Annotated in this window: 14 protein-coding genes; 6 read left to right on the plus strand and 8 right to left on the minus strand. The window is 55.8% G+C overall.

Annotated features, from left to right (window positions below; all coding sequences use genetic code 11):
• Window positions 1-88 precede the first annotated feature (88 nt).
• The 3 genes from A3850_RS06530 to A3850_RS06540 all read left to right on the plus strand — a co-directional run bounded on the left by A3850_RS06530 (window position 89) and on the right by A3850_RS06540 (window position 6191).
• Window positions 89-2614 (plus strand): M12 family metallo-peptidase, encoded by a 2526-nt coding sequence (locus A3850_RS06530; RefSeq protein ID WP_068215071.1) that lies wholly within the window; start codon window positions 89-91, stop codon window positions 2612-2614.
• 262 nt (window positions 2615-2876) lie between these two features.
• Window positions 2877-5597 carry a carbohydrate-binding protein gene (locus tag A3850_RS06535; protein ID WP_082921657.1) on the plus strand — a complete coding sequence of 907 codons (2721 nt, stop codon included), beginning with the start codon at window positions 2877-2879 and terminating at the stop codon, window positions 5595-5597.
• Between the two features lie 183 nt (window positions 5598-5780).
• On the plus strand, window positions 5781-6191 hold the full coding sequence (locus tag A3850_RS06540) for a hypothetical protein (protein ID WP_068215072.1): 411 nt from the start codon (window positions 5781-5783) through the stop codon (window positions 6189-6191).
• 143 nt (window positions 6192-6334) lie between these two features.
• On the opposite strand, the gene A3850_RS06545 is transcribed toward A3850_RS06540, so the two are convergent.
• The 7 genes from A3850_RS06545 to A3850_RS06575 form a co-directional block, all read right to left on the minus strand.
• The gene (locus A3850_RS06545) at window positions 6335-6676 is read right to left on the minus strand and encodes an element excision factor XisI family protein (protein WP_068215073.1); all 342 of its coding nucleotides are present in this window, start codon (window positions 6674-6676) and stop codon (window positions 6335-6337) included.
• Window positions 6658-7077 (minus strand): XisH family protein, encoded by a 420-nt coding sequence (locus A3850_RS06550; RefSeq protein WP_197494000.1) that lies wholly within the window; start codon window positions 7075-7077, stop codon window positions 6658-6660. The genes A3850_RS06545 and A3850_RS06550 overlap by 19 nt, the downstream gene beginning before the upstream one ends.
• Before the next feature lie 48 nt (window positions 7078-7125).
• Window positions 7126-7503 (minus strand): hypothetical protein, encoded by a 378-nt coding sequence (locus tag A3850_RS06555; RefSeq protein WP_068215075.1) that lies wholly within the window; start codon window positions 7501-7503, stop codon window positions 7126-7128.
• A 135-nt stretch (window positions 7504-7638) separates the two neighbouring features.
• On the minus strand, window positions 7639-8136 hold the full coding sequence (locus tag A3850_RS06560; protein WP_068215076.1) for a hypothetical protein: 498 nt from the start codon (window positions 8134-8136) through the stop codon (window positions 7639-7641).
• 108 nt (window positions 8137-8244) lie between these two features.
• Complete coding sequence (locus tag A3850_RS06565) at window positions 8245-8571, minus strand: iron-sulfur cluster assembly accessory protein (RefSeq protein ID WP_068215077.1); 327 nt, start codon at window positions 8569-8571, stop codon at window positions 8245-8247.
• 61 nt (window positions 8572-8632) lie between these two features.
• On the minus strand, window positions 8633-9046 hold the full coding sequence (gene iscU / locus A3850_RS06570; RefSeq protein WP_068215078.1) for a Fe-S cluster assembly scaffold IscU: 414 nt from the start codon (window positions 9044-9046) through the stop codon (window positions 8633-8635).
• A gap of 222 nt (window positions 9047-9268) precedes the next feature.
• Window positions 9269-10489, minus strand: coding sequence for an IscS subfamily cysteine desulfurase (locus tag A3850_RS06575; protein ID WP_068215079.1), 1221 nt, complete (start codon window positions 10487-10489; stop codon window positions 9269-9271).
• 223 nt (window positions 10490-10712) lie between these two features.
• Between A3850_RS06575 and A3850_RS06580 the strand changes: the two genes are divergently transcribed.
• The 3 genes from A3850_RS06580 to A3850_RS06590 all read left to right on the plus strand — a co-directional run bounded on the left by A3850_RS06580 (window position 10713) and on the right by A3850_RS06590 (window position 12818).
• The gene (locus tag A3850_RS06580) at window positions 10713-11504 is read left to right on the plus strand and encodes an SDR family NAD(P)-dependent oxidoreductase (protein WP_068215080.1); all 792 of its coding nucleotides are present in this window, start codon (window positions 10713-10715) and stop codon (window positions 11502-11504) included.
• A gap of 83 nt (window positions 11505-11587) precedes the next feature.
• Window positions 11588-11989, plus strand: coding sequence for a hypothetical protein (locus tag A3850_RS06585; RefSeq protein ID WP_068215081.1), 402 nt, complete (start codon window positions 11588-11590; stop codon window positions 11987-11989).
• On the plus strand, window positions 11982-12818 hold the full coding sequence (locus A3850_RS06590; protein WP_068215082.1) for an RNA polymerase sigma factor: 837 nt from the start codon (window positions 11982-11984) through the stop codon (window positions 12816-12818). The genes A3850_RS06585 and A3850_RS06590 overlap by 8 nt, the downstream gene beginning before the upstream one ends.
• Before the next feature lie 61 nt (window positions 12819-12879).
• On the opposite strand, the gene A3850_RS06595 is transcribed toward A3850_RS06590, so the two are convergent.
• Window positions 12880-13626 carry a DJ-1/PfpI family protein gene (locus tag A3850_RS06595; protein ID WP_068215083.1) on the minus strand — a complete coding sequence of 249 codons (747 nt, stop codon included), beginning with the start codon at window positions 13624-13626 and terminating at the stop codon, window positions 12880-12882.
• Window positions 13627-13784: the final 158 nt, after the last annotated feature.

Raw genomic sequence — 13784 nt, forward strand, 5'->3', positions numbered from 1 at the left:
AGTACTTTCGCGGCCTAATGAATATACCGAGGTTCCTTATTTTGGTATTTTATTTTTGAATTTTCATCAGAACTGAATCAACACACGTATGGGTCGCAATTTGCTATCCGGGATCATTGCACTGGTCCTTCTTCTTCCAACGCTCGCCTTTGCACAGGGACGCGCTTTTACCTTTGACGCCACGGACGTAGACGCTACGGCCGCCCTCGAAGGAAAGATCACCGACTACGAAATTGTCCGCCTCGATGTCGCGGGCCTTTACGCCGCCTGGAACGATACGCCGGGGTTGCTCGATTTTGACCTGGCCGGTACCGCCGGCACCGTCAGCCTCCACCTCGCTCCCTGGGAACTGCGGACGGCCGATTACCAGGTTACCCTGAATGGTGATGCCCGCACGCCCCGACCTACCGCACTGCACTCTCCCGTCTACCGCGGCAACGTCACGGGTGGCGGCGAAGCCATCGTGACTTTTGACCGGCAGTTTATCCTCGGCCACTACGAAGTGAACGGCCGCCGGATGGCCCTCGAACCACTGTGGCGCCTTCAGGATGGTGCGGACCGCGACCTCTACGTGCTGTACGACGAAACCAAGGCCGTTACTGGCGGGACGGATGTTTGCGAGACGGACGTTTCCGGCCTCGTTGCCGAAAAACCTACGGGTGACCCAACGAAAAAATCGCTGGTCGGTGGCTGTCTCGGGGTGGACATCGCGCTGGTTGCCGATACCGAGCTCTACGCAGACTTCAATGACGTAGCGAGCGTGGAGAACTTCATGCTGGGCGTCCTGGCGGACGTTCGGACCGTGTACGACGACGAGTTTGCCGATGAGATTCAGTACCTCGTTACGAGTACCACGATCTACACCAATACGAATATTGACCCCTACTCCAATACGACCAACGCCAGCTTGTTGATCGACGATTTCCGGGTGTACTCGAGCAATAACCCCTCTTCCATCCCCGGTGATTACGACGTCGCCTCCCTCTGGACGGGTAGGGACTTTATCGGTGGCACCATCGGTATCGCCTACGTACCCGGCATCTGTGGTAGTGGCCGCTACAACGTACTGGAGAACTTCTCCAGCAGCAGTATTCAGTTGCGGAACGTTTGGGCCCACGAATTGGGGCACAACTTTAACTGCCCGCACGACCCGAGTGGCCCAGGTGCACCGGTACACATTATGTTTCCCTCGGTCTCCAGCGTGAGTACCTGGTCGGCCACGTCGGTAAGTATTATTCAGGATTACTACGCTTCCCTTACTTGCCTCGAAACTTGTGCGCCACCCGTGGCCGCCCCCGAAAAGGTATACACCAACATCGCGGCGGGTACGGCGAATTACTTCTTCGACGAGACGCCCGTTACGATCGAAACCCGGCAGTGGACCTTCCCCGGCGGCACGCCCGCTACCTCTACGGAAGTAGCTCCCGAAGTAGTATTCGAGCAACCGGGTAACTACGTGGCTACCCTGACGGTGACCAACCAGTCGGGAACCAGCACTTCACAGGTGCCCATTACCGTAGCCGAAGAGGGTGGCATGGAAGTACTTTTCCGGGAAGACTTTGAGGACCAGGATCTCCGCGTATCCTTCATCAACCCCCAGAACGACATCCTGGAGTGGGAGCTTTTCACTACGGACGGTACGCTTGGAAACAGCTCCGCCCGAATTGATAACGGTACGATTGATCGTCGCTTCACGAGTGACTTTATGCAAAGCCCGGCCATCGATATTGACGGGGTAGAGGATCCTAAGCTGTCTTTGGAATACGCTTACGTCCGCTACAACTTCACTTTCCGGGATAAGATGCGGGTGTCCATCATTCAGAATGGGGTGAAGACCGAGGTATTCTTTGGTGATGAGTTGGGCCAGGGCACCTTCGCTACCGGACCCGACTGGGTCGGGCAATTCGGTTTGTTCCTGCCCGAGGACGAGGATGATTGGTGCTTCAGCAGCCCAGGTTGCATCGAAGTAGACCTGGCTCCCTTCCAGGGTGGTGGCGACATCATCGTTGAGGTAGAGAACATTGCTGGCTACGGCCAGCCACTGTTCGTGGACAACATCGCGGTCACGGGTATTCAATCCCTCGCCCTCCCCGTTGAGTGGCTCACCTTCGCCGCCGCACCCACGGGCAAAGAGATTGGCCTGAACTGGACCGTCAACCAGGACGCCGAAAACGCCGGCTTCCACGTAGAGCGGACGGACGACAACCAACGCGGATGGGCGACCATCGGTGAGGTAGCCGCCCGCGCCGGCGCGGAGGAAAACGCCGCCTACACCTTCTCCGACCTTACGGCCGCCCTCGGTACGGACTACCAGTACCGCATCCGCCAGACGGATCTAGACGGCACGGAAAGCTATTCCGAGATCAGAACGGCCCGTTTGAACGGTGCTGCCGTTGCCGGGCTCAGCGTCTTCCCTAACCCGACTTCGGGTAATGTGGTCCTGTCCATCCCCGCCGGAGACGATGTCCCCTACACCTTATTTGATGCTACCGGCCGGTCCTTGCGCCAGGGTAACTTCGTCGGTGGCCGGGCGGAGTTGAACCTTACCGAGCTTCCTGCGGGGGTATATACCGTCCGTACGCCGGTGGGTACTACGCGGGTGGTGCGTAAGTAATTTCGCTTGGTACCTTCCTTTTAGGAATTATAAATCCCTCAGTCTTATCAGTAGGCTGGGGGATTTGTTTTTTATTCTTCCTATTGCTTGGCACCTGCGGCAGCGCCCACAGCCGCCGGTATAAAGGGATTTGAACGAACTGCACGGATTTGGATATCAATAAAATTGTTGATTGGCTTTACCCCGTTAAATAGCTGGTGTGAATCGGCGCCCAACGGGGCAGGTTGTATATTGTTATTTTTAAGGAATAACTGGTCGGATCATGTCAAGAGCTTTACTTCTACTTCTCTGCACCCTTTGCTGCCAATTGGTGAGCGCACAGGGCTTTCTACGTACCGATGGTACCCGGATCGTCAACGAAGCCGGCGAAAAATATTTGTTGAAGGGCATGGGCCTCGGCGGTTGGATGCTGCAGGAAGGCTACATGATGAAGACGGCTGGTTTCGCGCCCACCCAACACCAACTCCGGGCGCGGATCGCCGAGGTGGTTGGAGAAGCGGAAGCGGAGACTTTTTACCAAAATTGGCGGGATAACCATTTCCGCGAGGCGGACGTGCAAAAGATGAAGGAGGCCGGATTCAACTCGGTGCGCCTGCCCATGCATTTTAACTTGTTTACCCCGCCAATTGAAGATGAACCCATCGCCGGAGAACAAACCTGGTTGGAAGAAGGCTTCCGCCGCACGGATGAACTGATTCAGTGGTGTAAAGCACGCGATATGTACGTCGTGCTCGACCTCCACGCAGCCCCGGGTGGGCAGGGTGACGACGTGGCGATATCGGACCGCGACCTGAGTAAACCTTCCCTCTGGGAAAGCGAAGCGAATAAGGATAAAACGGTCGCCCTCTGGCGCCGACTGGCCGAACGATACGCCGACGAACCTACCGTGGCTGGTTACGACCTGATCAATGAGATTAATTATATTCTCCCGGGGAACGTGGCCATCCGGGAATTGTACGGACGGATCACCGATACCATCCGCGCAGTGGACACCCGCCACATCATCTTCATTGAAGGCAACGGCTTTGCGAATGATTTCACCGGCCTGACGCCACCGTGGGACGACAATATGGTCTACAGCCCCCACAAATACTGGAACTTCAACGATCAGGGCAGCGTGCAATGGATGTTCGATCTTGGAGCGACGTACAACGTCCCGATCTACCTCGGGGAAACGGGGGAGAACTCCAACGTGTGGTTCCACGATGCCGCCAAGCTGCTGGAGGATAATAATATCGGTTTCGCCTGGTGGCCCTGGAAAAAGATTGACGATATCGCCGGTCCCGTTTCCGTTGAACTTAACCCCGGATACCAGGATCTGCTGGATTACTGGGCGGGTACCGGGCCAATGCCCAGCGCTACGGACGCCGTCAATGCCCTCGCCGTGCTGACGGAGAATGCGTTACTGGAGAACGCAAAATTTCAGCAGGACGTCACCCACGCCCTGCTGGTCCAGACCCAGGAAGCTACGACCGTCCCTTACCTGGAAACGCACGCCGTGCCGGGCGTTATCCACGCCGTTAATTACGATATGGGCGGCCTCGGTAATGCCTACGAGGATACCCAGAACGCGAACTACCGCATCAGTACCGGCGGCGACTTTACCGCCTGGAATAATGGTTGGTCCTACCGCAACGACGGGGTGGACATCGAGCCCTGTACCGACACCGAACTGAACAACGGCTTCAACGTAGGTTGGACGGACGACGGTGAGTGGCTGCAGTACGCCATCAACGTCACGGAACCCGGCTTGTACGACGTGACGGTCCGGACGGCCTCTGGTGCAGGTGGTGGTCAACTCAGTCTGCGGAGTGGAGAAGAACCGTTAGTGGAGGCCCTGGCAACGGGTGCTACGGGTGGCTGGCAGAACTGGCAGAATACCACCTTCCGCAACGTGACCTTAACCGATGTCGATACGAAGCTTCGGCTGTACATCGACCAGGGAGGCTACAACATCGGCGGTATGCAACTCACCCGGGTGGCAGCCAGCTCCGCGTTGGATACGGATTTCCTGACGGCGGAAGCCACAGAGAATACCTCCGTGCGGGTGACTTTTAACAAGAGTTTGAAAAGAGAAGGGTTACGCGCGTCAGATTTCAGCCTGAGCGTGAACGGTGAAGCTGCCTCCGTTACGGCGGCGGAATTCACGGAGGGAACTACCCGTACGGTCACCCTCGCTACTGATACGCGTCTGCGGTCTGCCGACGTGATTTGCGTGACCTACACGGGGGCGGACCTCGCTGCTACGGATGACTTGATTGTACAGCCCTTCAACTGCCGACCGGTGGACAACCGGATTGCCCTGGCCTACCCCATCCCTGGCACCCTGCAGGCGGAGGATTTCTTTCGGATGTCCGGCGTAGAAGTAGAGAACAGCGGTGACGTTGGGGGAACCCAAAATATTGGTTTCCTGGACCCACAGGATTTCCTGGATTACAACGTTGACGTGAGCGCGGCGGGGACTTATTCCGTCGATTACCGCACGGCTGCGGCCGACGGCTTCACGGGGCGCTTTCTCCTACAGTTACTCGACGATAATGATGAGGCGACCACGTTGCACGACATCAGTTTCCCCTCTACCGGAGGGTGGCAGACTTACGAAACCGTGTCCGCTCCGGCCGTTACCTTACCCGCTGGCCCACAGCGCTTGCGCATCCTGGTGGTCGATGGTGCCGTCAACGTGAACTACCTCGTCTTTAGCTTACTGACGGACGTGCAGGAGGACCGGTTGCCACTGGCGCTGGCCGTTAGCCCTAACCCAACGAGTGATGTGATCACCATTACGGGAGAATTACCCGCCGCGCTTGGTCTCAACCTCACCGTTACGGACAATCTCGGCCGGCAGGTATTGCGAAGAGCGCTGCCGGTAGCTACTCAGATCAATACGCAGATTTCCTTAGCGGACTTGCCGGCAGGGGCTTACTACCTACGGCTGAGTGGCCGGGGTGGGGAGTGGTATGGTACTTCGGTGGTTCGGGAGTAGGGAAGGTTAGGGTGGTTTTTTTGCCGCCGTCTACGCTTTAAGGCAAGTTGAGCAAATGACGATCTGATTATGTACTGACGACTTAGCACTTAAGATTTTACGCTAACTTTTCTTTTTCGATATTGGTACAACTTCAGACTTCCTAAAAGGTATTATGAAATTTCTCCGCAAATAGAACCATTTATGAAAAATGGATTCAAGAAAGAAGCGATATTCCCAATCGTTATATTGACCTTATTTTTGATGAGCATAGCAATAATTTACAGGGATGAGCCGGAGAGATGGCTTGACCCAGAAGATCTCAAGGGGCAAAAGATTTGTATCGATAAGAGAAAGCCATTAATGATTGGCTACGCCTTTAACGACAGTATTAATGTTGGCAACTTCTATAGAGACTACCATGATCGAATCAAAGGAGATACCAGTTACGAGTTAAGGTATAATGTAAACGTCAACGACTGTCTTATCTATACCAATAACCCTCTGGACTCCGTATACCATATTGATGGTGTCACAAATGATACTACCCTTTATTTGAATTTATACCCGAAGGATGAAGAGATCACGTGGTCGGATTTATTCAATTTGTTATAATCCGGCCGGTGTTTGTTCATTCTAGGCAGAACTCAAGGACGCATGCGCCGGAAATTCCGCTTGTAGACTAGTGTGGCGAGCTCCTTTCATTCCCGCCGAGATATGTTTGGTTTGCTGGTTTACCCCTTCATTAATTGGTCTTATTACCCCTCAGCAAACTCCGTCATTTTTCGAACAGCAGGGTGATGCCATCCTACAACAATTTCTTTGGAAGGTATTCCCGCTGCCTCCAGCAAGTCAATCACTACAATATCGGTGCCGTCATGCTTCACCCAAACCTTGCCATCTTCAGCTACCTTTAAATGCAAATAGCAGCCATAGGTGCGAGTTTCCTCGTTCCAAGTGTCGTAATACAGAAGTAGACTGCCGCTAATAGGGTCCACTACCATGTCATCCTGAATAGGGTTAGGACCCTTCAGATCATGTCTATGTAGTTGCTCAACTACACCACAGGCTAGCTCGAAATTTATTTTGCGCTTATCCATCTGACGAGAGTTGGTTTGAGACGGTTGTAGACTATAATATTAACTTTTGTCTTGCGTATAAGTTGTTGGGGGATAGGGTTTTGAAAGAATTCGCTGTAGGTGTCAGCGGGGACGGCCAAATACAATTCTCTGTCAGGTTCTTGCTGTTCAATAGCTTCTTGATAGTAGGAGAACTGACCAAAAGCTTCGTAAAAGTCGTGCAGTTGGCTTTTGGAAATGAAGCTTTTAATCTCCACGGCGATTTTTTCCTTGCCTTTAGTCGCCGCAATTAGTTTTTCAGCGCCAAGATCAATTTGAAGTCTATTAGGACCGGTATCTAATGGAAAAGGATCGTGAGTTATCTCCCAACCGTCGATAACTAAAGCCTCTTTGACGAGGTCGTGGTAAATGTCTTTAGCCATGATCTAAAGATACTCCTCAAGAGACCCACATCGCAAACCGGGACCCTATTACTTCCTAGTGATGGAGCTTCGTCCCTTCCGCGCTTTAGGCACCACCCCAATCCGCTCATCCTCCCCCAAAATGCAGAGGCAAAGCTGATAAGCCACCTCCTCAAAATCCTCCGCCTGGTCCGATAGCAACAGCCATTTTTTAATCCCAATGCTGTTCAACGGCGTAAGCGCCGGAAACTCTGCTCGCAAACTGGCGTGATGCGCTACCTCCGTCCCCACCCATATACCATTGTCCTCCGGGTATTTGTCCTTCAGCCGTAGGGCCAGATAGATCTTATTACCAGCGTAAATGGCGTGGGTACCGAACAGCGCCTTCACCGTAGGCGAAAGCGATTCCAGGTGATCCAGGACGAAGGAAAAGGGGATATTTTTCATGGCATTGTAGATAAGGAAGTCGGAAAAATTTAATTTTCGCAACTCGCAACTCGCAACTCGCAACTCGCAACTCGCAACTCGCAACTCGCAACTCGCAACTCGCAACTCGCAACTCGCAACTCGCAACTCGCAACGCTAAAGCTCCACCACCTTACCCGAATCCGCCAACTGAAAGCGCCGCGCCGTACTCGTACTCGCCTGGTAATCAAAATCCTTACCGCCACCCTGGCCGCTTACCTGGTAGATCAGCAGCGCCTCCGTCATCAGCGCGTGGGTCTGGAGGAGTTCCTCACCGTCGTAACTCGTACCGGCAATCACCATCCGGTCGATCAATTCTTGGGTATTCACGTCAAAAGTAGCCAGCGTGAAGTGGTACTGAGCGAGGTCCGCCCGCCAGTAAACGACGCCGGCGTAATCATCCGCTTCCGGCAGCCGTAGGCAGGCGACGAATTCCGTCAGTTCATCCACCTTGCCGGGCTCAATGGGCACGAGGAACTGTTCGATGACGCGCGGGGAGATGGGTGGGGTTTCCTTGCTGATCGTCCGCACCGTCTCATCGTTAAAGGCTACGGGGAGTTCGAGGGTAGGGAATTGCTCGAGGAAGTGTTCAAATTTGATCTGGGGGCCGTCCATGGGTTAGTTTTTTTAGTCGGGTAGTCGGGTAGTCGGGTAGTGCTATCTATTGAAAAAGCCCTTTCCTGGTTTTCAGGAAAGGGCTTTTTGCCTGTTGGTGCAGGGTAATTAAACCGCAAAACTCTCCCCACACCCACATTCGCGCGAAGCGTTCGGGTTGTTGAAGGAGAAGCCTTTACCGTCCAGCCCACCGCTGAATTCAAGGGTAGAGTTATGGAGGTAGAGGAAGGATTTAAGGTCACAGACCACCTTCTCTTCGTTGTCCTCAAACACCTGGTCGCGGGGCTGCAACTCGTTATCGAAGTCGAGCTCGTACGTCAGGCCGGAACAACCGCCGCTCTGGATGGTCGCCCGCAGGAAGTAGTCCTCGGTCAGCCCTTTGGCTTCCCGAATCGCTTGGAGGCGTTCTTTTGCGCTGTCTGCTACGAATAACATAGTTAGTGCTTTGGTGCGTTGGTGCTTTGGCTACCAAAGAACCAAAGCACCAACGTACTAATTAGTGGGAGTTTTCAACGACCGTAACGGGCATCCCGTTCTTCGTCTGGTAGTCCTTGATCGCGCCCTTGATCGCGTCTTCGGCGAGTACGGAGCAGTGGATCTTTACCGGTGGCAAAGCCAATTCTTCCACGATCGCCATGTTGTCGATGGCAAGCGCTTCGTCTACGCTCTTGCCCTTCAACCATTCAGTAGCGAGGCTGGAAGAGGCGATGGCGGAACCACAACCAAAGGTCTTGAACTTAGCGTCCGTGATCTTCTTCGTTTCTGGATCCACGTGAATCTGCAAACGCATCACGTCACCACACTCAGGCGCGCCAACAAGGCCGGTACCGACACCCTTGTCGTTCTTGTCCAGCGTACCAACGTTGCGTGGGTTCTTAAAGTGGTCCAGCAATTTTTCCGAGTAAGCCATGGGAGTAGATTTTAAGTTTAAGTGCTCTTCAGAGAGAGCGAGTTCTTATAACGATTTTTAGGGAAGGAAGGTTATTTAGTCGGGTAGTCGGGTAGTCGGGTAGTACTGAGGGTGATATACTCGACCGAAGTCCCGGTAACACTACGAGTGAGGGCAAAGCCCGAAGAGACGTGCGGTAGCTAAATCAGCTATCAAATATCGCATATCAAATATCGCATATCCCTAGTGTTCACTCCACTCAATAGCATCAATATCCACCCCTTCCTTGTACATCTCCCAGATCGGGGAGAGGTCACGCATGTGCGTCACCCCTTCGGCGACCTGCTTGATCGTCGCGTCGATGTCCTCCTCCGTTGTGAAACGGCCGAGGCTGAAGCGGAGGCTGGAATGCGCCAGGTCATCACCCAAGCCAAGGGCTACGAGAACGTAGCTGGGCTCGAGGGAAGCGGAGGTACAGGCGGAACCTGAGCTCAGCGCAATGTTCTGGTTGAAGGTCATCATCAAGCCTTCGCCCTCGACGTGCTTGAAGCTGATGTTCGTCACGTGGGGCATCCGGTGCTCCTGGCTGCCGTTCACGTAGCATTCTTCGAGGACGGAACAGAGGCCTTCCTGCAGGCGGTCCCGCAGTTTGCTGAGGCGCTCGGCGTCGGCGTGCATTTCTTCTTTGGCAATGGCGGCGGCTTTACCGAAACCAACGATGCCGGGCACGTTCAGCGTACCGGAGCGCATACCGCGCTCGTGGCCACCACCGTCCATCTGGCTCGTCACCTTTACGCGGGGGTTCTTACGGCTCACGTAGAGGGCGCCGACGCCTTTGGGGCCGTACATCTTGTGGCTGGTGAAGGCCATCAGGTGAACACCCGTCTTGCGGGGGTCGACCGGGATCTTACCGACGGCCTGGGTAGCGTCCGACATGAACAGGACACCGTGCTTGGCGCAGATCTTACCGATGGCTTCCATGGGTTGGATGACGCCGGTCTCGTTGTTGGCCCACATCACGGAGATCATAATGGTCTTATCCGTAATGGCCGCTTCGAGTTCTTCCAGGTTGATGAGTCCTTCGCTGTCCACGTCGAGGTAAGTCACCTTACCCCCCATCTTTTCAATCTTCTTACAGGCATCGAGGACGGCCTTGTGCTCCGTCTTCACCGTAATGATGTGGTCACCCTTGCGGCGGTACATTTCGAATACGCCTTTGATGGCCAGGTTATCACCCTCGGTCGCGCCGGAGGTAAAGATGATCTCCCGCGTATCGGCGTTGATCAAATCGGCAATCTGCTCGCGGGCCATATCCACGGCACCTTCGGCGGCCCACCCGGCGGGGTGGTTACGGCTCGCGGCGTTACCGGGGTTATCGTAGAAATAAGGAAGCATCGCTTCCACGGCGCGGGGGTCCGTCGGCGTAGTCGCGTTATTATCGAGGTAGATCAGGCGTTGGCCCATGGGGGATTAGATTTTCTATCGTTTCACTAAAGAAGCACAAAGGTAACACCTTGCTTTCGCTTTAGTTTTGGGGCGAATGTCTCAAGAACGTCAGGCAAAATTCATAAAATTTGGGCGCTGTCGCGGGTGCAGAGCGGGGGATAGAGCGCGCAAAAAGGCTCCCCCGAAAAAAGTTTCGACCGTTTTGAAAGGCCCATCCGTCAGTAAGGAAAAACCATTCCTTATGTACTTACGCAACACTTCCTCCGCCATCTTTTGTGCCTCCGGTGAGCTGGCCGCCGCCGCCGCCCGGGGCCTCCACCGCGAAGGCTCCACCGTCCACCTCTCCGCCCGCGAGCCGGAGAAGGCCGCCACCCTGGCCGCGGAAATCACTCCCAATGCTTCCGTGGCCACCGTCGACGTCCTGGACGAAGCCGCCATCGAAAAATTCCTCCGCGGCATTAAGGCCGAGACCGGGCGCTTGGACGTCGTCTTCAACGGCGTAGGCCCCTCGGCGTTGGAGGCGGGCTCCGGCACCCCATCCACCAGCCTGGAGCTCGATGTGTTTACCCGCAACGTCTCCCTGATTCTCGGAGGGCAGTTCCTCACTGCCCGCGTAGCCGCCCGGCTGTGGCGGGAGTGGGGAGAAACGGGGACCATCATCCTGCTGACGTCCAGTCTCTCCCGCCTCAAAATGGGGAACATGACCACCATCTCCGCTGCCTCCGCCGCCGTGGAGGGGCTCACCCGCACCCTCGCCGCCGAGTACGGCCGGTCCGGTATCCGCGTCGTGTGCGTGAACGGGACGGCGTTCCCCGAAACCCAAACCATTCAGGAAACGACCGCCCTTCAGGCGAAGGCCGCCGGCGTCCCCCCGGAAGCCGTTGCCGCCGGGATGGCCAGTGGCTACACCCTCGGCCGGGGGCCGACCGTCCGGGAATTCGGTGATCTCATCGCTTTTCTGGCTACCGACGCCGGGGCCATCCTCAACAGCCACGTCATCGACGCGGACCGGGGGGCACTCTCGGTCATTTAATCATCCAATCAACCGCACTCAATCCTTAACTCCGCACCCGCGCGAGCGCCCAAAATCGCGTGGGTGCCTTCAAATCAATACCTATGAACACTTTTGCTAAACTTGGAAAATGGATGTTCGCCGCCCCAATGGCCGTCTTTGGTTTCCTTCATTTCGGGCCGCTGGAATTCTCGCTGCCCTACGTACCCGCCTGGCTGCCGGCGCCCGCGCTGTGGGTGTACGTGGCCGGAGCAGGGCTGTTGCTGTTCGCTCTCTCCGCCGTGCTGGGTAGGAAGGACCGCCTGGCGGGCTACCTGCTGGCCCTGGAATTGCTCCTCTTCGTTGCCCTTACCCACCTGCCCACGTTGATCGGGGGAGATTTTGCGGGCCTGATTGCTACCTTTAGGGACCTTTCCATGGCCGGCGCCGCGATCATGTTCGCCGAAGCATTTGCCCGCGACCGGTCACTTAATCTCTTTGGCCCCAAAGTGCCGCGCAATGACTAACGACAGCGAATTACTGGCCGCCGCCATGGCGGGCGATATCGATGCCTTCCAACGGCTCTTCGCGGCCTTCCAACCCCAACTGAAGTCCTTCCTCTACCGGCTGACGGCGGACCGCCACGACGCCGACGATTTGACGCACGACACCTTCGTGCGGGCCTTCGACAAGCTCAAAACCTACCGCGGCGAGGCGGGGCTGAAGACGTGGGTCTTCCGCATCGGCGCCAACCTGGCGCGTGACGCCCAGCGTAAGAAAAAGCCCTGGCCCCTCGACGCACAGGACCGCGCGCGGTCACTGGCCGAAAGCCGACCCGACATCCAGACGGCCTTTTACCGGGCCCACGTGGAGGACAGCCGGGGCGCTTACGACGTGGCCGAGCACATCGATTTCTGCTTCACCTGCATCGGGAAGACGCTGCCAATCGAGCAGCAGATCGCCGTGATCCTGAAGGATATGTACGCCTTTGGCCGCAAGGAAATTGCTACCGTGCTGTCGATGAGTGAAGGCGTCGTGAAACACCTTCTCCACGACGGCCGCAAGGTGCTGAGCCAGGTGTTTTACGAGCGTTGCGCCCTCGTGAATAAGAACGGCGCGTGCAACCAGTGTAGCGAGTTGGCCGGGATCTACAACCCCCGCCAGGCCAAGCGGGAACACCTGGTAAAACTGGAAATGGTCCGCGCCGGCGAACGGACGGACGACGCGGAGAAACTCTACGCCCTCCGCGCCGGGTTGGTCAAATTCATCCACCCACTCAATAGCCAGGGCGCGGATTTGCAGGACGTTATCATGCAATGCACCCGCATGGCGGTTGGGGAGAAGGACCGGCTTTGAGATGGCCGTTCTGCGGGTACAACGGCTTGTTGGCTAAATGCTACCACTTATTGCGCCAGATTTATTCGACGACCAGATGCGGTACCTTGCTCAACTCCCAATCAATCACCAGACCACCCGCCAGCGATCGGGCGATAGAATCCCCGTACAAGTGCTCCGCCAGGTAAAGCGCTGCCTCGAAGGATTTTGCGCCACCCGCGCTCGTGATGTACTTGCCGTCGTGAACGAACAGCACGTCGTCGCGCACGTCGAGATCGGGGAACATATCGCGCATCTTCTGGCGGTCGCTCGGGAAGGTGGTGCTCACCACGCCCTCGAGTACGCCGGCTTTCGCCAGTAGAAAGGCGCCATCGCAGTGGCTCGTCACGTATTCCGCCTGGGCGTCGGCCTGGCGGACGAAGTCGAGTAGTTCTTCGTTTTCCAGGTCCGTATCGAGGTGGTGTTCGGCGCTGGGCACGACCAGGATATCGATGCGCGGCAGGCTGTCCGTCAGGTAACCCAGGTCGGGGAGGATGCGCATGCCCTCAAAGGTCGTCACGGCTTCGCGGCTTGGTCCGACCAGGAAAGTCCGCATCGGCCGGATGCCTTCACGAAAGATAGTGTGCTGGAATATGTCGTAGGGCGCCGTCAATTCGGTGTTGTACACACCGTCCGTCACCAGCAGGGCCACGTTGTAAGCATTGCTATCCTTATATAGGGTTATATCCGGTGTTTCATCATCCGGGCGCTGCCGCGGGTGCGGGTTTGCGGGGGAGGGGGAACAGGCGTAGATGAAGAGGAGGACAGAAAGCAAGGAGAGGAAACGCATCCGCCAAAGGTCGCCTTTAGTGGTAAAATTGGATCTGAATGTAGCACAATTGAGATGGAAGCTAGTGTTCATGCGGCTTCCCGGCGAGTGTGGTGTGACACGTATGAGAAATACTTAATAAGTATTGGCTAGCTTTGGCAGCGGAAATCACCAGTTTA

Origin of the sequence: Lewinella sp. 4G2 (genome assembly GCF_001625015.1) — a bacterium.
GTDB lineage: Bacteria > Bacteroidota > Bacteroidia > Chitinophagales > Saprospiraceae > Neolewinella.

Excerpts from the sequence above, each read along its gene's own strand:
- A3850_RS06585 (WP_068215081.1), top strand. The coding sequence starts at position 11,588 with ATGAACACTTTTGCTAAACTTGGAAAATGGATGTTCGCCGCCCCAATG.
- A3850_RS06590 (WP_068215082.1), top strand. The coding sequence starts at position 11,982 with ATGACTAACGACAGCGAATTACTGGCCGCCGCCATGGCGGGCGATATC.
- A3850_RS06555 (WP_068215075.1), bottom strand. The coding sequence starts at position 7,503 with ATGAAAAATATCCCCTTTTCCTTCGTCCTGGATCACCTGGAATCGCTT.
- A3850_RS06530 (WP_068215071.1), top strand. The coding sequence starts at position 89 with ATGGGTCGCAATTTGCTATCCGGGATCATTGCACTGGTCCTTCTTCTT.
- A3850_RS06565 (WP_068215077.1), bottom strand. The coding sequence starts at position 8,571 with ATGTTATTCGTAGCAGACAGCGCAAAAGAACGCCTCCAAGCGATTCGG.
- A3850_RS06580 (WP_068215080.1), top strand. The coding sequence starts at position 10,713 with ATGTACTTACGCAACACTTCCTCCGCCATCTTTTGTGCCTCCGGTGAG.
- A3850_RS06575 (WP_068215079.1), bottom strand. The coding sequence starts at position 10,489 with ATGGGCCAACGCCTGATCTACCTCGATAATAACGCGACTACGCCGACG.
- A3850_RS06540 (WP_068215072.1), top strand. The coding sequence starts at position 5,781 with ATGAAAAATGGATTCAAGAAAGAAGCGATATTCCCAATCGTTATATTG.
- iscU (WP_068215078.1), bottom strand. The coding sequence starts at position 9,046 with ATGGCTTACTCGGAAAAATTGCTGGACCACTTTAAGAACCCACGCAAC.
- A3850_RS06550 (WP_197494000.1), bottom strand. The coding sequence starts at position 7,077 with ATGGCTAAAGACATTTACCACGACCTCGTCAAAGAGGCTTTAGTTATC.
- A3850_RS06545 (WP_068215073.1), bottom strand. The coding sequence starts at position 6,676 with ATGGATAAGCGCAAAATAAATTTCGAGCTAGCCTGTGGTGTAGTTGAG.
- A3850_RS06535 (WP_082921657.1), top strand. The coding sequence starts at position 2,877 with ATGTCAAGAGCTTTACTTCTACTTCTCTGCACCCTTTGCTGCCAATTG.
- A3850_RS06595 (WP_068215083.1), bottom strand. The coding sequence starts at position 13,626 with ATGCGTTTCCTCTCCTTGCTTTCTGTCCTCCTCTTCATCTACGCCTGT.
- A3850_RS06560 (WP_068215076.1), bottom strand. The coding sequence starts at position 8,136 with ATGGACGGCCCCCAGATCAAATTTGAACACTTCCTCGAGCAATTCCCT.